The organism is Streptomyces sp. Y1, assembly GCF_041053115.1.
Classification (GTDB): Bacteria; Actinomycetota; Actinomycetes; order Streptomycetales; family Streptomycetaceae; genus Kitasatospora; species Kitasatospora rubellomurina.
The window spans coordinates 5,339,539-5,356,688 of sequence record NZ_CP163445.1 but is presented as its reverse complement, the minus strand read 5'-3'; the positions used below and the strand labels follow the sequence as shown (position 1 = coordinate 5,356,688).

17 protein-coding genes and 1 tRNA gene are annotated in these 17,150 nt (G+C 71.4%); 9 read left to right on the top strand and 9 right to left on the bottom strand.

Translation table 11 applies throughout. The annotated features are described in order from the left end of the window. Positions 1-5: 5 nt before the first annotated feature. Positions 6-323 carry a hypothetical protein gene (locus tag AB2U05_RS23200; protein ID WP_045700742.1) on the bottom strand — a complete coding sequence of 106 codons (318 nt, stop codon included), beginning with the start codon at positions 321-323 and terminating at the stop codon, positions 6-8. A 309-nt stretch (positions 324-632) separates the two neighbouring features. On the opposite strand from AB2U05_RS23200, the gene AB2U05_RS23195 reads away from it, so the two are divergent. After that, positions 633-1,076: an XRE family transcriptional regulator gene (locus tag AB2U05_RS23195; RefSeq protein WP_369184131.1), complete on the top strand. Its 444-nt coding sequence runs from the start codon at positions 633-635 to the stop codon at positions 1,074-1,076. Positions 1,077-1,726: 650 nt separating this feature from the next. Then, positions 1,727-2,761, top strand: coding sequence for a C40 family peptidase (locus AB2U05_RS23190; protein WP_369184130.1), 1,035 nt, complete (start codon positions 1,727-1,729; stop codon positions 2,759-2,761). 158 nt (positions 2,762-2,919) lie between these two features. Here AB2U05_RS23190 and AB2U05_RS23185 read toward each other — a convergent pair whose 3' ends face one another. The 3 genes from AB2U05_RS23185 to AB2U05_RS23175 form a co-directional block, all read right to left on the bottom strand. Continuing rightward, positions 2,920-3,141, bottom strand: coding sequence for a hypothetical protein (locus AB2U05_RS23185; RefSeq protein ID WP_369184129.1), 222 nt, complete (start codon positions 3,139-3,141; stop codon positions 2,920-2,922). Positions 3,142-3,279: 138 nt separating this feature from the next. Next, entirely contained in the window at positions 3,280-3,510 is a 231-nt protein-coding gene (locus AB2U05_RS23180) for a hypothetical protein (RefSeq protein WP_369184128.1), read from the bottom strand. Continuing rightward, positions 3,507-3,701, bottom strand: coding sequence for an AlpA family transcriptional regulator (locus AB2U05_RS23175; RefSeq protein WP_045700776.1), 195 nt, complete (start codon positions 3,699-3,701; stop codon positions 3,507-3,509). The genes AB2U05_RS23180 and AB2U05_RS23175 overlap by 4 nt, the downstream gene beginning before the upstream one ends. A 255-nt stretch (positions 3,702-3,956) precedes the next feature. Between AB2U05_RS23175 and AB2U05_RS23170 the strand changes: the two genes are divergently transcribed. The 3 genes from AB2U05_RS23170 (at position 3,957) to AB2U05_RS23160 (ending at position 6,672) form a co-directional block, all read left to right on the top strand. Beyond that, positions 3,957-4,574, top strand: a complete 618-nt coding sequence (locus tag AB2U05_RS23170; protein ID WP_369184127.1) for a helix-turn-helix domain-containing protein — start codon at positions 3,957-3,959, stop codon at positions 4,572-4,574. 140 nt (positions 4,575-4,714) lie between these two features. Further along, a complete protein-coding gene (locus AB2U05_RS23165; RefSeq protein ID WP_369184126.1) occupies positions 4,715-5,236 on the top strand; it encodes a hypothetical protein in 522 nt (173 codons plus the stop codon). Between the two features lie 320 nt (positions 5,237-5,556). Further along, positions 5,557-6,672, top strand: a complete 1,116-nt coding sequence (locus AB2U05_RS23160; protein WP_369184125.1) for a tyrosine-type recombinase/integrase — start codon at positions 5,557-5,559, stop codon at positions 6,670-6,672. Between the two features lie 79 nt (positions 6,673-6,751). On the opposite strand, the gene AB2U05_RS23155 is transcribed toward AB2U05_RS23160, so the two are convergent. Then, positions 6,752-6,823: transfer RNA gene (locus AB2U05_RS23155), tRNA-Val, on the bottom strand. A 139-nt stretch (positions 6,824-6,962) separates the two neighbouring features. Between AB2U05_RS23155 and AB2U05_RS23150 the strand changes: the two genes are divergently transcribed. After that, positions 6,963-8,327 (top strand): hypothetical protein, encoded by a 1,365-nt coding sequence (locus tag AB2U05_RS23150; protein ID WP_369184124.1) that lies wholly within the window; start codon positions 6,963-6,965, stop codon positions 8,325-8,327. Between the two features lie 22 nt (positions 8,328-8,349). After that, on the top strand, positions 8,350-8,568 hold the full coding sequence (locus AB2U05_RS23145) for a zinc ribbon domain-containing protein (protein ID WP_369184123.1): 219 nt from the start codon (positions 8,350-8,352) through the stop codon (positions 8,566-8,568). On the opposite strand, the gene AB2U05_RS23140 is transcribed toward AB2U05_RS23145, so the two are convergent. From AB2U05_RS23140 to AB2U05_RS23130, 3 genes are all read right to left on the bottom strand, one after another. After that, entirely contained in the window at positions 8,565-9,410 is an 846-nt protein-coding gene (locus AB2U05_RS23140; RefSeq protein WP_045703907.1) for a hypothetical protein, read from the bottom strand. The genes AB2U05_RS23145 and AB2U05_RS23140 overlap by 4 nt on opposite strands. Further along, positions 9,410-11,920 (bottom strand): phosphoribosyltransferase, encoded by a 2,511-nt coding sequence (locus AB2U05_RS23135; RefSeq protein ID WP_369184122.1) that lies wholly within the window; start codon positions 11,918-11,920, stop codon positions 9,410-9,412. Before AB2U05_RS23135 ends, AB2U05_RS23140 begins: the two co-directional genes overlap by 1 nt. Positions 11,921-12,011: 91 nt before the next feature. After that, positions 12,012-13,205 (bottom strand): HpcH/HpaI aldolase/citrate lyase family protein, encoded by a 1,194-nt coding sequence (locus AB2U05_RS23130; RefSeq protein ID WP_045703902.1) that lies wholly within the window; start codon positions 13,203-13,205, stop codon positions 12,012-12,014. A 368-nt stretch (positions 13,206-13,573) separates the two neighbouring features. On the opposite strand from AB2U05_RS23130, the gene AB2U05_RS23125 reads away from it, so the two are divergent. Beyond that, complete coding sequence (locus AB2U05_RS23125; protein WP_369184121.1) at positions 13,574-14,797, top strand: TerD family protein; 1,224 nt, start codon at positions 13,574-13,576, stop codon at positions 14,795-14,797. Between the two features lie 71 nt (positions 14,798-14,868). On the opposite strand, the gene AB2U05_RS23120 is transcribed toward AB2U05_RS23125, so the two are convergent. Continuing rightward, positions 14,869-15,603, bottom strand: a complete 735-nt coding sequence (locus AB2U05_RS23120; RefSeq protein WP_045705580.1) for a Tellurium resistance — start codon at positions 15,601-15,603, stop codon at positions 14,869-14,871. 383 nt (positions 15,604-15,986) lie between these two features. On the opposite strand from AB2U05_RS23120, the gene AB2U05_RS23115 reads away from it, so the two are divergent. After that, positions 15,987-17,132, top strand: coding sequence for a DUF2637 domain-containing protein (locus tag AB2U05_RS23115; RefSeq protein ID WP_369184120.1), 1,146 nt, complete (start codon positions 15,987-15,989; stop codon positions 17,130-17,132). The last annotated feature ends 18 nt before the right edge of the window (positions 17,133-17,150 follow it).

The window sequence follows — 17,150 nt, the reverse complement described above, 5'->3', positions numbered from 1 at the left end:
GCGTCCTAGGCCGCAGCGCCGAACACGGTGTTAACCACCGGGATCGCGCAAGCGGTCACGATGACTCCGCCCAGGGACCAGACCAGGGAGCGCTTCCCCTTCTCCGCGGAATCGGGCCGGTTGGAGAGGTGGCCTATGCCCATCAGGCCCCCGGAGACCACGGCGGCGACGGCGCACGCGATCAGCGCGCCCCACTTCGCGTAGCTGAGCAACAGGTTCGCGCCCTTGCTGCCGTTGGTCGGGTCGGCCGGCGCGGGGTTCTGGATATCCGCGAGGTAGTGGACGTCCGCAAGGTGGTGAACGGCTTGCAGGGTGAGGGACATACCGGGCTCCCGGAAGGCAGACATGCCAGCGATCCCGCGGGATCTGTCCTGGTCAGAAGGAGCCGCCCCTGCTGTCGGGCATGGGGAGGCGAATGAAGCGGCCTTCACCTGGGTTCAGCACGTGAGGTCAGTGCGATTCACTTTGGCTAATTTCGGCCGTGAGCAAACGATAAACGCCCACAAGCCCGACCCGTCAACCAAAGTGAATGTGACTAGCCTCACCCGACCACTCTCTGTTTACGGTGGCTAATCGGCGTCACTGTACGCAACGATGAGACCCAGTCAGCAGCAAGGAGTGCTACGCGCGTCATGCCAGTCGAAGAATCCGCCGGGGCCGGCTCGGTTGCGAGCCGCTTGGAGCACTTGTTCGCGACGGTTCACCCCGCCGACCGAGGCCCCTACACCAACCCCGAAGTCGCCCAAGCGATCAACGAGAAGGCGGGCCACCAGGTCCTCGGTGCCACCTACCTGTGGCAGCTGCGCAAGGGCAAGCGGACCGACCCAACACACAGTCGCCTCACGGCAATTGCCGACTTCTTCGGCGTCTCCCCGCTCTACTTCTACGAGGAGGAGACGGCGAAGCGGACAGACGAGCAACTTCGCCTTGCGAGCGCCCTGCGCAGCGCGTCGATCCGGCAGATGGTTCTCGACATGGACGGCCTCTCGGAGCGCAGCATGGCGGCCATCGCGACCATGATCCAATCGGCACGGGCAATGGAAGGCTTGCCCGACTCCGGCGCCGCGCCCGAGTGACGAGCCCCACACGCCCCTCTACTCACCCGATCATCACAAGTTCACATAGTCGGCACACTCCCGGTATTCATTCGCATACAGTTCTGCGAGCCGGGAGGAGTGACCGGCCGACTACCGTCGCCCGCTCCAAGGAATGCCTCCCGACCAGGGAGGCATCTTTCATGAGCGCGTCGCAGCTCTGCGGCAATCGACAGCTGGACCATGGCGCACCTTCACAGCCGTCCCGGCAGTTGCCGGCGGCAGCCGCTCCGCCGACAACAGCCGGAGCGCCGCCGAGGCGGCGCCCGCCCGCAATGGCCGACATCCGGCTCCATGCGGCCGAGGCGGAGGGGGTCGCCGAAGCGGCCCTTCGCCTGGCTTTCCCGGACCTGAGGCCCGCAGCCCTCCAACACCTCTTCGGTCACCCCGGCGCCTGAGCCGCCCCCAGCACAAACCACAGCCACCTCACAGCAACCCGAGCCCTACGCCTCTCACGAGCCGTCCAGGGCGAGGCGCACCCGCGATCATTTACTTTGGCTAAGAAGTGGCATTGATCACGTTCACTCTGGTTGACCAAAGTGGTCCACATCAGCCTATGGTTCGAGCAAATCCGATTAGCTGATGTGAATCGGCTGTGCGCTGCTCCGCGGCGTCGGCCGCAGAGGTGGCACGTGAAGAAGGCAGCCCATCTGGCCCTGGCAGGCGTCCTGGCGCCCTTCGGGGTGGTCCTTGGCATCGCGCTCTCCGGCGGAGGAACCGCCGCCGCCACCCCAGCCGCCTCCGCCACGAACGGCGGGTTGGGCTGCTTCAAGCCGGCGGCACCTGGGCAGGTCACCGCAGACGGACAGCAACTGACCACAGAGCAGATCAACAACGGCCAGATCATCTACCAGGTCTCGGTCCAGCTCCAGCTGCCGCCGCAGGCGGCGGTGATCGCAATCGCGACCGCCTTGCAGGAGTCGACGTTGCGGAACCTCAGCTCCGGCGACCTGGATTCGCTCGGCCTGTTCCAGCAACGCCCGTCGCAGGGGTGGGGCTCGCCCACGCAGATCATGGACCCCGTCTACGCCGCGACCAAGTTCTTCGCTGCGCTGGTGAAGGTTCCGGGCTGGGAGGCCCTGCCGGTCACCGTGGCCGCCCAACGGGTCCAGGCCAGCGCGTTCCCCGACGCCTATGCGAAGTGGGAGAGCACCGCCCGGCAGCTGGTGGCCACCTACAGCGGGAACGCCACGGGCTGCTCACAGGGCAACGGCGACGGCCAGACGACGACCGAGGCCATCAGCCTCCCTGCAGGCTTCTCCCTCCCCGCCGGAACACCCGTCCAGGTCGTCACCGCGATCAAGTTCGGCATCTCGAAGCTGGGCATGCCCTACCAGTGGGGCGGAACCGGCGATCCGAGCTACGACTGCTCCGGCCTGATGCTGCGCGCCTACGAGGCCGCCGGCATCACGATCCACCGAACCACGTTCGAGCAGGTCTTCGACGGGACACCGGTCTACGGCGCGGCGCAGCTCAAGCCGGGCGACCTGATCTTTCTGGCCGGGACCGACGGCACCCCGACCTCCCCCGGACACGTCGGGATGTACCTCGGGTCGAACCTCGTCCTGGACGCTCCACGCACGGGCAAGAACATCCAGATCACGAACTTCACCGGCGGATACTGGGACAAGCAAGCGGTGGCCTTCCGGCGGATCGTTCCCTCGTAGGTTCGGTCCAGAGCGTACGGCGCCGCAGTGGTGGAGCTGCTGGGTCGCGTCGGCCGACCCGGCCAGCGGTCATGCCGGCCCACGGGATCGGCTCGCGTACATGGACAGAGGGCCGGGGCCTCACCGCGAACGGTGAGGCCCCGGCCCTCTGCCTGTCGTCACTCCCTGGCCAGCGTCCCCCTGTCGGTGGTGGTCCACTCGGCATGTTCATCACGGCCGCCCGAAGGCGGCCACTGGACGTGAACGCCTCCGGGGCGCACGTCGATGATCAATCCGCGCAGGTACTGGCCGGAGCCGTCCTTGGCCGTCGCCATCCAGTGCCGGCCTATCCAGGCGGCGGGAGGCTGCTCGGCGTAGCGGTCGTAGGTGTTGTTGTTCATGGTGACTCCTGCGGTGATGGGGGCAGCTTCGGCGCCGGTCTGTCGAGAGGAGCAGTTCCGGTCACGGTGGGCGGGGCGCGCGCGGGCATCCCACTGGGCTGGTCGCCCGGCGAGCGGGCACACTGGCGCGCCGTCGCGTCATCGCGCGTCCCTGTTCCATCCGCAGCTATCGCGCACCAGGCCCGCCGAGGCCCAGAGCCTCACGTCGGACGGCCGGTAGCGCCGCAGGCCGTCAGTGCTCTCGGTGTACCTGGGGCCGGTGCCGACAGCAGCCAGGTCCCGCAGGTCCGTGCTCGTGATGCCGAGGTAGATCGCCGCGTCGTCCACGGACCACCACGGGCGGCGAGTCGTGCAGCGCTGTCGCTTCATCGCTTGCTCCCCGTGTCGGAGGAGCGGCCTTCCAGCCACTGCCGCACGTCGTGCGGGTCGTACCGCCTGCATCGCCCGACCTTGTAGCTCCGCGGCCCGGTGCCCTTCCAGTTCATCTGGTAGATCGTCTGCGTCGGCACGCCCAGGAACTCCGCGAGCTCCTTCAAGGTCCACAACCTGTCCGTACTCATGAGCACTCACATCCCGTCCATGTGTCATTTCGACAACTCTGCTTGTCGTTTGGACAACCGAGATGAGCATCAGGCAGCGCTGGCTTCGTTGTCAATACGACATTCAAAGTTGTCGTTTTGACAACTAGGCCCAGACTCTCGGCACCTGCCGAGGGGTGCTTGTCGAATCGACAACTGCAGGGCGTTGCGAAGTTGTCGATTGCGCAATCGAGAGGTGATGAGTAGAGTCGCCGATACGACAAGCAAGGAGGCCAGATGTCGAGCGACTCGGCCCCGCCGACCCTGTCGGTGAGCGACGCAGTGGCGCTTCGGGTGAAGGAGGCCCGGAATCGACGCGGGTGGACCATGAAGCAACTAGCAGCTGCCTGCCACGATGTTGGCGCGACAAAGTTGACGGCCCCCGTCCTGGCCAACATCGAGACGGGTCGGCGTGACGCGAACGGCGTTCGACGGCGCGAGCTATCGATCGACGAAGTCGTGGCCCTCGCAGTGGCGTTGGACATCTCGCCGATGCATCTGCTGGGCCTTCCGGAAGAGGCCGAACCTGGCACGACGGTTCTGCTGACTCCAGAAGTGTCAGTTAGCGATGGCGAGTTGCTGATGGAGTGGTTCTGCGGGCAAAAGGCGTTGCCCCAGAGCGACTCCAGGCAGTTCTACTCGACAGCCATCCAACGGAGGCCGGCTAGCGACAGCCAACAGGCCCTCGCCGACTTCACCAGCTCGGTTCTCCAGGACCGGGCCGCCGCGATGACCGCAGCCTTCAACTCGGAGATGGCGGCGACCATGGCGAAGATCAACACTGCGGTTCGGTCGGGTGCAAGCCCGGAGGAACTCGCTGCCCTACTCAATCCGGACGACTCCGGCTCGAAGTAGGGCCCTGCATCACCAGGCGTTCGGCACGGCCGCAGCGCCAGTTCAGCGAACCCGATTGCGCGACCGACCGGTCCCGCACCCGTACGGGCAGAGAAGAGGAAGCTTCATGACATGCATCCATCAAAGATTGGCAAAGAACCATGCTCCACGCCCGGATCGAGGACCGCGGTAAGCACTCGGAGTACCTGCTGGCCGTCGCACGCGCTCGTGCGGCCGACCGCACCCCACCGGCCCGCTATCGCGTCCGCTGGCGCGACGAATCGGGCACTTCCCACAGCCTGATTGTGCCGTCTCCATACCTCGCGGCAGCCATGCGCGTCGACATCGCCTGCGGCCGGGCTCCACTGACGCTTGGCGATGTTGTCGACCGCTGGTCCTCCCTGCCGGTGCGGTCTCCCCGGCCTGGCCCGCCGAAGTTCCCGAACCGCCGACCGCTCGACAGGCACGTACTGCCGCGCCTTGGACGCAGGCTCGCCATCACGATCACGCGGGCGGACGTCGAGCGCCTGATGTCGGCCCTACATGCCGAGGGCCAGCTGAGCGCCACCACGATCAACAGCGTCCTCGCCGCGCTCAAGCGGGCCCTGGAACACGGCGTCCGCCACGGGCACTTGCCCAGCAACCCGGCGCTCGGCATCCGGCCGATCCCGCGGCCGGCCTAACCCCCGACGCAACGCCCCAGTCGCCGGACCCCGCTCTTCTGCGTCGCGAGGCCGTCACTGCCGACGCGCACGCGGATCACCGATAAACCATGCAACCCGATATGCGGCAGAATTCGCGCATTCGAACGGGCAGAAAGAAGGAATGGATATGACCATGAACACTGCAAAGCAGATCCAGGTGATTTATGTCCCGCGTTTGGATAGAAGACCGAATTAACCATGCCGACTTCAAGTCGGCAGTAGCAAAGGCAAAGTCCAGCGGACGCACGGCTCCCGGCAGATACCGCGTGCGATGGTACGACCCGGACGGCCAGGCACGCATGAAGACCGTCCAGCGCAAGGTCGATGCCGAAGCCACTCGGACCGAGCTGGAGGAAAAGCTCGGCAATGGAACCTACCGAGACCCATCCGCAGGCCGCACGAAGTTCGCAGAGGTTGCGGAAGAGTGGTTCACAGCCAAGCTCAATGTGAAGCGTTCGACCCGCGCCAGGTACCGAATCGCACTGGACACATACGTGATCCCCAAATGGGGATCAACTCCGGTCGCTCGCATCCAGTTCGACGGCATCGCCAAGTGGCTCGGCGACATCCTCGCAGACTCCGTATCCAGCGGAAAGCCCCTCTCCGCTAGTTCCATTCGGAAGATACACGTCGTCCTCAAGGGAGTACTGGACTATGCGGTTCACGCCCGCCGAATTGCTTATAACCCGGCAATCGGAATCCCGCTCCCTCGCTACGTCCCGCCGGAGCACGTCTACCTGGACAACGTGCAGGTGGAAAACCTCGCTGACGCCTGCGGCGAGTATCGGACGCTGATCCTATTTCTTGCCTATACCGGAGTCCGCTGGGGCGAAGCCACCGCAATCAAGATCAGTCGCGTAAACCTTGCCACCCGACGCGTTCGGATCGCCGAGACGTGGAGCCGAGACAAAAGCGGCCTATATCTCGACACTCCGAAGAACCATGAGCGCCGCTCGGTTCCAGTGCCCGCATTCCTTCTCAAGGAACTCGAATTGCTGATGGCCGGCCGAAATCCGGACGACCTTCTCTTTACAGCCCCCGAGGGCGGAAAGCTGATCGTCGGCAACTTCACACGTCGGCGATTCAAGAAGGCTCTGGAGAGCGCTGGCCTGGCAGACCTCGGCATCACGCTTCACAAACTGCGGCACACTGCGGCTTCCCTGGCGATCGCCAGCGGCGCCGACGTCAAGGTGGTCCAGACCATGCTCGGACACAAGACCGCGACCCTGACGCTGGACACGTACGGTCACCTCTGGCCGGACCGTCTGGACGAGGTGTCAGACCGGCTCGACAGCCAACGGTCGAAGGTGCTCAAGCTGGCGAAGAAGAAGGCCGAGAAGGCGCAGAAGAAGGCGGCCAAGCTCGCCGCCGAAGTGGCTGCCTTGGAGGCAGCCGCCGACGCCGCTGCGGCGTGATGTGTTCTAAATGTGTTTCGGGCCGTGGTGTCGGCTCCTTCGAGCTGTCACCACGGCCCTCTGACCTGCATGTTTGCTGTGGGCGCGGACGGTTTCGAACCGCCGACATCTGCTTTGTAAGAGCAGCGCTCTACCACTGAGCTACGCGCCCCCCGTCGTGGGCGGTGGGCGCACGACGATGGTCCAGGGTACCTGGTTCCGGGGGGTGGTGTGGCGCGGGTGGGGTGCCGGGGTGGTGGGGGGATCGGCGAGAATGGGGCCGGATCAGCGGACGGAGCAGGGAGCGCGCAGTGACGGTGGCCGGCGGGAGCGGGCGGGGGCGGCGGCGGGCGGCGGGTGCGCTGGTCGACGCGCTGGTGTTGCCGGTGGTGCTGGCGGGTGCGCTGGGCGCGGTGGGGCTGGCGTCGGCCGGGAGTGGTGGCTGGTGGGGCCGGCGCGGCGGGGAGGGTGCCCGGGCGGAGGCGAAGGAGGCCCGGGCGGGGGCGCAGGAGGCGTTCTTCGAGCTGGAGGAGACCCAGCGCGAGGTGCAGTTGGCGGTGGAGACGGTGCGGGCGGCCGAGGAGGACGCGGCCGCGCAGCGGGCGCTGGCCGGGCTGCCGGCGATCTCGGGGCGGGTCGAGCAGGTCACCGTGAACTACCTGGGCGCCCTGGACGCGTTCGACCTGGACAGCGAGGCGCTGGACGCGACGTCGGCGGCCCGGGCCCGGCGGCTGCTGGAGGACGTCCGGGGTCAGCTCGGTTCGGCCCGCGCGGAGCTGAACGACTTCCTGCGCCGCCTCCAGCCGACCCTCGACCACGCCGAGCAGCAGCTGATGCGGGTGACCCCGGCGGTGGAGCAGGCCAAGCGGGCGTTGCTGGCCGCGTCCAACGCGCTGGACGAGGCGCGCGGCGCGGGCCTGCGGGCGGACGACCTGGCGGCCCGGCTGGCCGAGCTGGCGCCGGAGCTGGGACGGCTGAACGAGGGCCCGACCCGGCACGGGGTGGCCGCGACGCTGCGCCGCGCCGAGGAGGTGCAGCAGCGCGCCGGGGCGATCGCTGCGGACGCCGGCCAACTGCCGGAGCGGGCCCGGGAGATCGACCGCCGGGTGGCCAGCCTGCGGACCCGCATCCAGGCGCTGGAGACGAAGGCGGCGACGGTCGAGCCGGCGCTGAGCGAGCTGCGCCGCCGGTTCAGCACCGCCTGCTGGCAGGACCTCCAGCGGGTGCCGGAGCAGGTCGCGGAGAGCGGCCGGGCGGCCGAGCGCAAGCTGGCGGAGGCGGCCCGGGCCCGGGACGAGCAGCGCTGGGCGGACGCGACGGCGGCGATCGGCACGGTCCGCGCGCTGCTGGAGACGGCGGACGGCTCGGTGCTCGCCGTGAACGAGCGGCTGCGGCAGCTGAACGAGGTGCAGCACGATCCGAGCCGCGAGGTGGAGCGCACCCGCTTCGCCGTCCGGGACGCGCAGCGGCTGGCGATGGCGGGCCGCAGCGCGCCGGACCCGCGGCACGCGGCCCCGCTGGACGAGGCGGTGGCCCGGCTGGACCGCGCGGTGGCGGCGCTGGAGGCGGCGGGCCGGCACCCCGACTACTGGCTGTTCCTGACCGAGCTGGCGGGCGTACGGGACACCGCCGCGCGGGTGATCGACCTGATCCGGGGCGATCTGGGCCACCACTAGCCGCGCTCGGTACCCTGCCGGTATGCCACGCTACGACTTCCGCTGCCGCTCCTGCGGCGCCACGTTCGAACTCCGCCGCCCGATGGCCCGGGCCGGCGACCCGGCGGTCTGCCCGCAGGGCCACGAGGACACCGTGAAGCTGCTGTCCACCGTCGCCGTCACCGGTGCGGCCGGGGCCGCGCCGCAGCCGCCGAGCGGTGGCGGCGGTGGCGGCTGCTGCGGCGGCGGGTGCTGCGGCTAACCGGCAACGGCGGCGGTCTCGGCAGCCTCGGCGACGGCCGCCACCGCCGCGAGGAAGCTCCGGACGATCTCCTCCCCCGCCGCCACCCCCACCTGCTCCAGGCCGGTGACGCCGGGGGCCGTCCAGCCGCTCTCGGCCAGTTCGCCGTGCCCGGGCCGCCAGGCGGCGTCGGCCGCGAGCAACAGGTCGGCGTCGAGCAGCGAGTCGCCGGCGGCGAGCACGGTGGACGCCCCGGTGCGCCGGACGACTTCGGCGAGCGCGGCGCTCTTGGTCAGCGGCTCCGGCACGGCGTACACCTTGCGGCCCTGCAGGGAGACCCGCCAGCCGCGCTCGGCGCACCAGCCGGTGAGGTCGGCGAGCCAGCCCGCCGGCAGGGCGGCGCGCTCGACCACCAGGTAGGTGAACAGCTCGTCGGCGACCCGCCGTTTGAGCGTCCACGGCGCGGCGGCGCAGCCCTCCAGGTGCCGGACGACCTCGGCCAGCGGGGCGGCGCCGGCGGCGATCCGGCCGGTGATCTCACGCCGCCAGTCGGCGTCCGGCACGCCGTCCGCGAGCAGCTGCCCGCCGTTCGCGCAGATCGCCCAACTCGGCTGCGGCCCTGGCAGGTTGACGCGCCGGTACTGCTCGACGGTCCGGGTGGTGACGGGCACGAAGGGGGCCCGCCGGGCGAGTTCGGCGAGCAGGTCGGCGGCCCGCTCGGTGAGGAAGGACAGCGGCCGCCCGCCGTACACCTCGACGCACAGCAGGCGCGGCGCCTGGTGGTCGGGGACGTCCAGGGCGAGGGCGCGCTCGGAGTAGATGAGCGTCCGGTCGAGGTCGCTGGCGATCAGTGCGCCACCCATCAGGCCCCCTCCCCCGCGACGGCCCGGCCGCTGGCGCCGGTCGCCCCACGAGTGTACCGGGGGTGGATCAACCCGACGCAGGAGTACGGGAGTTCGTCCACCTCCTCGACCTCGACGCCGCGCTGCGCGGCGAGCAGCCGGACGTGGTCGAGGTCGGCGCCGACGCCCCGGCGGGCCAGCACCCGCCAGGGGACGCGCCGCAGCAGCACCCGGGTGGTCTCGCCGACGCCCGGCTTGACCAGGTTGACGTCGTCGATGCCGTACGCGGCGCTGATCCGCTCGACGGCGGCCCAGCCGGCCCAGTCGGGCGCCCGGTAGGGGTCGGCGGCCAGTTGCTCGGCGCCGAGCACCGCCGAGGCCCGGACCGCGTCGAAGTGCCCGCTCACCGCGTCGAGGAAGGCCGCCGAGACATCGCTGCCGGCCAGCTCGCGGTAGTGCTTGGCGCCGTGGAAGTCGCCCGGTCCGATCAGCCCGGGCCGCAGCACGGTGCGCGAAACCAGGCCGGAGACGGTGGAGTTGAGGCAGGCGGACGGGATCAGGAAGTCGTCCCGGGTGCCGTAGGTGCGTACGCAGCGGCCGGGGTCGGCGAGCACCGCGAGCGCCGGGTCGAAGCCGGCGCCGGCCAGCGCGTCGACGGCCAGCGCGTCGGCGAGTTCGCGGGTGATCGCGCCCTTGCCCGTCCAGCCGTCGACGAACACCACGTCCGCGGCCCGGTGGCGGTCCGCCAGGTAGCGCAGCGCGACCTGGTCGATGCCGCGGCCGCGCACGATCGAGACGGCGTAGTGCGGCACGTCGAGGCCGTGGGCGAAGGCGAGCCAGCGGCGGATCAGGATGCCCACCGGCGTGCCGGCCCGGGCCAGCGAGGCGAGGACGAGCCCCGGCCCGCGCTCGCGCAGCAGGGTCTCGGCGACGGTGCCCACGGCGAGCGCGATCCGCCGGGCGGAGCCGTGCAGCGCCTGCTGGAAGAGCTCCTGGTAGGCGGGGCTGGGCTGGTACTCGACCGGCAGCGACTCCGCGTAGTGCGCGCCACCGCTCTGCACGGCCTCCTCGCGCTCCTCGGTCGGGGCCTCCAGCGGGACGCCGGAGAGGTCCTTGAGCAGCCAGGCCACCTCGTCCCGCCGGTACGAGGAGAAGGCCGGGCCGTGCAGCGGGACGGGCCGGTGCGAGGGCAGCACCGCGAGCACCACCAGGTCGGTGACCTGCCGGAGTTGGCCGAGCAGCGCGCGCTCGCCCCGGTGCAGCGCGGGCGTGTCGGCGACGTCGTCGACGACCAGCACCACGGCGTCGAAGCGGCGGGCCGGGTCGGCGCCGGGGGCGACGTTGTAGGCGTAGCGCTCGGGCGAGGCGCCTCCGCCGTCCGCGCCGTCTCCCCCGCCGTCCGCGCCACCGCCACCCTGGAAGTCGTGGGCGGGGAAGGCGAGCCGGGTGCGGATGGCGTAACCGGGGTCGTCGACGGCGAGGACCGGCGAGCGGGTGGTGGTGGAGTAGCGGACGCGGTCGCCGCCGAGCCGCTCGTCCAGCGCCCCGGCCAGCCGCAGCGGCGCGTACATCAGCTCCTCGCAGCCGAGCACCAGCACCCGCCCGTCGCCACGACCGGCGGCATCGGGAGCCCCCGCCAGCGCCTCGGCCACCTGCCCGGCCAGCGCGGGCAGCGCGGCGTCGAGCCGGGCGCGGTCGGCGGGCGTGAAGCCGTGCCGCCCGCCGTCCGGCAGCCCGGCCGGCCAGTCCAGGTCGACCCGGACGAGCGGCGCGGGCTCGGCCGCCGTCTCCCCGACCGCCGCAGCGGCATCGGTTCCGGCAACGGCATCGGCGATCAGCCGCTCCGCCCGCTGCACGACGTCCTCCGGCAGCTGGACGGCACCGCTCGCGGTGGCCACCAGGTCGAGCCGGACGCCGAGTTGGGCGGCCGTCTCGGCGAGCCGGTGACGGTCGGCGGCGGAGCGCAGGTCGACCAGGGCGACCACGACGTAGTGCTCGCGCGGGTACCGGGCGTGCAGCTCGCGGATGGTGTTGAGGACGGTCCGGCCGGTGGAGAACTCGTCGTCGACGAGCACCAACGCCCCGCCGCCGGAGAGGAGTTCGGGGTCGGTGGGGAGCAGCAGGTGCGAGGTGGCGTGCGAGTGCTCCTCCTCGAAGCCGCCGAGCGGGGCGATGCCGGGCACCGGGCGGCGGGTGGAGTGCAGGTAGGGCGCGTCCAGGCCGTCCGCGACGCTGTGGCCGAGGCCGGTGGCGGTCTCCGCGTAGCCGAGCACGACGGCCCGGGCGGCGGCCTGCTCGCCGAGCAACGCCCGGACGCGGTGGCCGAGTTCGAGCCCGGCGCCGTGCACCACCGAGGGCCGCTGCGGGACGTGCTTGCCGAGCACGTTGGAGACCAGCAGGTGGGCGCGCCGGCGGTTGCCGGCACGGAGGGCGAGGCCGACGAGTTCGGGCAGCCGCTCGGAGCCGAGCAGGCCGATCCCGGCCCGGTCGGCGACCCAACGGCCGTTCCAGGTCTGCTGAGTTGCGCTCACTGCTGTCCTGCCTTCGGTGGTGCGAAACGATCCGGCGGAGGGGTACGTGGAGGGGTGCGCGGGGAGGGGTACGCGGAGGGGCGCGGAGAGGTCACCCGCACAGGCAGGCCGCCAGCAGCTCCGCGAAGCTCACGTCCGCCCGCGCCACCCCGAACACCTCGGCCCGCAGCAGCACCCGCTCCGCCCACGCCCGGTGCGGCCGGGCCTCGTTCATCTTGTTGGTGTACGCCGAGCGCAGCACCCCGCCGCCGCCCCGGTCGACCCGCAGGATGTCCTGGGCGTCGCAGTACTCCTCGTGGGTGACCACGGAGAGGGCGTGCACGGCGGGGACGTGGCTGGGGTGGATGCAGGTCTTGCCGAGCAGCCCGTTGGCCCGGTCGAGTTCGACCTCGCGGATCAGCCCGTCCAGGTCGTGCTCGATGATCCGCCGCCGGACCTCCTCCCCGGTGGCGAGCGCGGTGCCGCCGGACGCGGCGAACGGCGTGCGGCGCAGCTGCGGCTTGAACATCCGCTCCTGCATCGGGAAGTACTCCCAGACCGGCCCGGTGACGGTGTGGCCGGTGCCGTCCGCGCGGCCGAGCACGTTGACGACGTCCCCGATCACCCCGGCGACCAGCGCGACGTCGTAGGCGGTGAGGTCGGGCGAGCGGCGCAGCCCGTACGCGGAGCACAGGTCGGTGACGCCGAGCCGGACGGCGAGCACCCGCTCCCGGTGCCCGGCGAGCAGCTCGGCGATGCCGTACAGCTGTTCGCGCCTGGTCTCCAGGTGGGCGAGCTCGGGCGACTCCAGGACGGGCATGGCGTACAGCCGCCGCCCGGTGGCGGCCTCGGCGGCGGCGAGGGCGGCCAGGTACCCGGGGCCGTTGCCGGGGGTGAACTTCGGCAGGACGAAGCCGCTGAGCAGGTCGACGGCCGGACCGAGCCGCCGGGCCAGATCGGGGATCTGCGCGGCACTGCGGACTCTGATGAAGAGCAGGGGGTGGTCCTGTGTGCTGTCGGTGAAGTCCTTGACGAGGTCATTGAGTTGCTCGACGAGGTTGCGCTCCCCCGCGCCGACCTCGTGGTCGGCGATCGCGTCCTCCAGGCAGAGCACCATCGACACCACGCCGCGCGCGGCCTGTTTGCGGATGTCGGCGGCCAGCGCGGGCCGGGTCGCGGGGCTGTAGAGGGTGCCGCCGAGGGCGGTGGCGAGCACCGCCGGCTCGCTCCGCGCGGTGAACGGACGCGGCTGCTCCAGGAAGAGCCGGCCGCGGACGTCCTCGGCGAGATGGCCGAAATGGCGCATGCTGCTCTCCTAGCGTTCGACGTACTCCGGTCCGCCGCCGGGCACGCGGCGACATGGGACGACACGGGACGACACCGTGGTGAACCGGCCCACCGGGCGCCGTGGCTCCCCGGCCGCGCGCCGGCGGACACCCCTCCGCCGGGCCCCCGGGGCCCTTCGAACGCCCATCGTACGGGCGGATTCCAGCCGTTCCGGGCGCCCGCCCACTGAACTCGCGGAACATCGCGGCCCGGTCCGGCGGTGACGGCGGGGTCGAGGACCGGGCGCGGCAAACCTCCGGAAACGCAAGTCTTGGCAAAGTCCGGGGCGCGCGCGGCCGTCCGGGTCACGTTGTCCGAAGGGGTGGCGAACAGGCAGGATGGTCGGCTATGACGCACGTGATGGCCAAGGGCGCCAACATCGCACTGCCGGCCGCGGCGGTCCGCGCCGTGCTGCGCTGGAGCGCCACGCCCGGTGCGCCGGACGTGGACGCGTCCGCGCTGCTGCTCGGCCCGACCGGCAAGGTCCGTTCGGATGCCGACTTCGTCTTCTACAACCAGCCGCGGCACCCGTCCGGCCTGGTGCGCCACCTGCCCAAGCAGCACACCGCCGGCGGTGCCGAGATCATCGACACGGTCGAGGTGGAGCTGGCGAAGCTGCCCGCCGAGGTGGACCGCGTGGTGCTGGCCGGATCCTCCGAGGGCGGACCGTTCCGCGCGGTGCCCGGGCTGCGCCTGCTGCTGTTCGACGTGTCGGCCGGCGAGGGCGCGCCCGCGGTCGCCGAGTTCGAGATCGACGACGCCGAGAGCGTCACCGCGCTGGTGGCGGGCGAGCTGTACCGGCGCAACGGGACGTGGAAGTTCCGGGCGATCGGCCAGGGCTACACCTCCGGGCTGATCGGCCTGGCCACCGACTTCGGGATCACCGTCGACGACGAGACCGAGCCGGCCCCGGCCGCCCAGCCGACCCGGGCCGCGCAGCCGCAGCCCGTCCCCGCCCCGCCGTCCACCGCCTCCCCGACCGGCGCGCTCGACCCGCGCGCCACCCCGCTGCCGGAGCAGCGCGCGCCCCGCTCCGAGCCGGGCACCTTCGCGCTCGCCCCGGCGGTCCCACCGACCGGCGCCCAGCAGCCCGGCACCCCGCAGTCCGCCGCGAGCGGCCCGGCGACCCCGCCGCCGCCCGCCACGCCGCCGCTGCCGCCGACCGCCCCGCCGACCATGCCCCCGGCCGCGCCGCCGACCGCCGTACCGCCTCCGCCGGGCACCCCGCCGACCCACCCCGGGCCGAACACCGGCGGTTACGGCTACCCCCAGCAGCCGCCCGCCCCCGGCTACGGCTACCCGCAGCCGCAGGCCACCGGCTACGGCTACCCCCAGCCCAGCACGGGCCAGCAGCCGCCCGCCCAGCCGTACCCGCCCCACCCCGGCACCGGCTACGGCTACCCCCAACCGCAGCCCCAGCCCCCGGCCACCGGCTACGGCTACCCGCAGCCCGGCACCGGCCAGCAGCCGCCCGTCCCACCGACCCAGCCCCCGGCACCGCCCGCCCGGCCGACCCAGCCCGCCGAGGAGTTCGCGCTGCCCCCGCAGGGCCCGCAGTTCCAGCCCCGCTGACCCGCCCGCCGGCGGGGCCGCCCACCACCCGGCCCCGCCGCACCGGTCTGCCGCGCTACTTCCCCACTGCCCTACTGCCCCTTGTACCCGCGCTGCCACTGCATGCCGAAGCCGTACAGCCGGTCGATGTCCGCCTGGAACCCGTTGACGTACCGCACCTCGCGCCGGACGGTCAGCTGGTTGTCCCCCGCGTTCTCGATCAGCACCACCGCGCAGGAGCGCGCCGCCCGGGCCCGCTCGTCCAGCTTGATCTCGATCCGCGGCCCGGTCTGCGGCACGATCGTGATCACCGCGTGGGTGTGGTCGAAGGCCGGCGTGCCGTCGTAGATGTAGACGAAGATCAGCAGCCGCTTGAACTTGTCCTTCTTCTCCAGGTTGACGTACATCGTCTCGCCGGAGGGCGCCCCGTACTGGTCGTCGCCGCTGAGCTTGATGTACGGCGGTTCCCGCAGGTCGCCGAAGAGCTCGCCGAGCGGCTGCACCACGCCCCGGGTGCCGTCCGACAGTTCGTACATGCAGGCCAGGTCGAGGTCGACGTTCAGCTGGACGCCCTGCGCGGCGTCCGGCTCCAGCGGGCTGAGGATCCGCGGGCTGAAGAAGCGCTTGAGGCTGTCCCGGGTGCTCGGCCGGGCGGCGCCGGAGCGAGTGGTCCAGTGCAGGTTGACGTAGAGGTAGCCGGTGGTGGCCGCCGAGCCGGTGATCGCGTGCTGCGGCGCCGACTTGGTGAGTATGACCTTGTGCTGACCGCCCGGGTTGTCGAAGGTGTAGCTCTTGTCCCCGCGCAGGTACTCCCAGATCGAGACCATCCCGTCCTCTCCCCCTGCCCCGTCAGGCGATCTGACGGTCCGCCGAACCATGATCGGGCATCGGCCCGGCCGCCGGATACCCGAACCTTCCCCTCCCCTACCCCGCCCGGCCTCCCGACGCTCACCCGGCGGCCGATCCCGTGCGCCACAAAGGAGTTCGGCCGGGCCGATTCGCCGGAGGAAGCCGCCCTCCCGTAACATGCCGCCCCTTCGGACGCGATATCGTCTAGCCGCACAGGTGTCCCGACCACCCCTGCCGCGGGGGCCGGGCATGCCGTGCGGTGACGAACGAACCGTCAGGCGGTGCCCGCGCGGCGGGAGCTGAGCGCCTGAGCGTCGCACCGTGTACCTGTCCCCTGCCGAAACCCGAGGCCCGACCCGCAATGAATCTGACCTCCATACAGCTGGTCTGGACCGTCGTCGGCGGCGTAGCCCTGCTGTTCGTCGCCGTCCTCCTCGCGACGCTGCGCTTCAAGAACAACTCGAAGAAGGAGGAGGGCGGCGACTCCTGGGAGCGCAGCGAGGAGCGCCGGCGCCGCAAGGAGATGATCTACGGCATCTCCTCGTACACCCTGCTGTTCTGCTGCGCCGGTGTCGCGGCCGCGCTGTCCTTCCACGGCCTGGTCGGCTTCGGCAAGGAGAACCTGGGCCTGTCGAACGGCTGGGAGTACCTCGTCCCGTTCGGCCTGGACGGCGCCGCGATGTTCTGCTCGGTGCTCGCCGTCCGCGAGGCCAGCCACGGTGACGCCGCGCTCGGTTCGCGCCTGCTGGTCTGGGTGTTCGCGATCGCCTCGGCCTGGTTCAACTGGGTGCACGCCCCGCGCGGCCTGGGCCACGCCGGCGCCCCGCAGTTCTTCTCCGGCATGTCGATCTCGGCGGCGATCCTGTTCGACCGCGCGCTGAAGCAGACCCGCAAGGCGGCGCTGCGCGAGCAGGGCCTGGTGCCGCGGCCGCTGCCGCAGATCCGGATCGTCCGCTGGCTGCGCGCCCCGCGCGAGACCTACGCGGCCTGGTCGCTGATGCTGCTGGAGAACGTCCGCAGCCTGGACGACGCGGTCGAGGAGGTGCGCGAGGAGCGCCAGGCGAAGCTGGACGCCAAGGCCCGCGCCCGCACCGCCGACCGCCGCGAGCGGGCCGAGCTGAAGGCGATCTCCCGCCAGGGCGGCATGCTCGCCCGGGCCCGCGGCGGGCGCCAGGTGCCCGCGCTCACGGCCGGGGACGGCCCGTCCGCTACGGAGCCTGCCCTAGCCGCCGAGTCCGACAGCACCTCCCCGAGCCGGTCCGGCTCGGCCGCGCTGGACTCCGGCCGCCACGCGCGCCCCGCGGTCGGCTCGTCGTACTCCTCCTCGACGTACTCCTCCTCGTCGAGCACCTCGTCGAGCAGCAGCTCGTACTCCTCCTCGGGCGCCGGCACCGGCTCGCACCGCAGCTCGACCATCGACCTGACGTCCGACGACGACACCCTGTCGATGCCGAAGCTGGACTCGCTGGAGCGCAAGCTGCGCGCGATCGAGCAGCAGCTGGGCTGACCCCGCACCGCCCCCGTA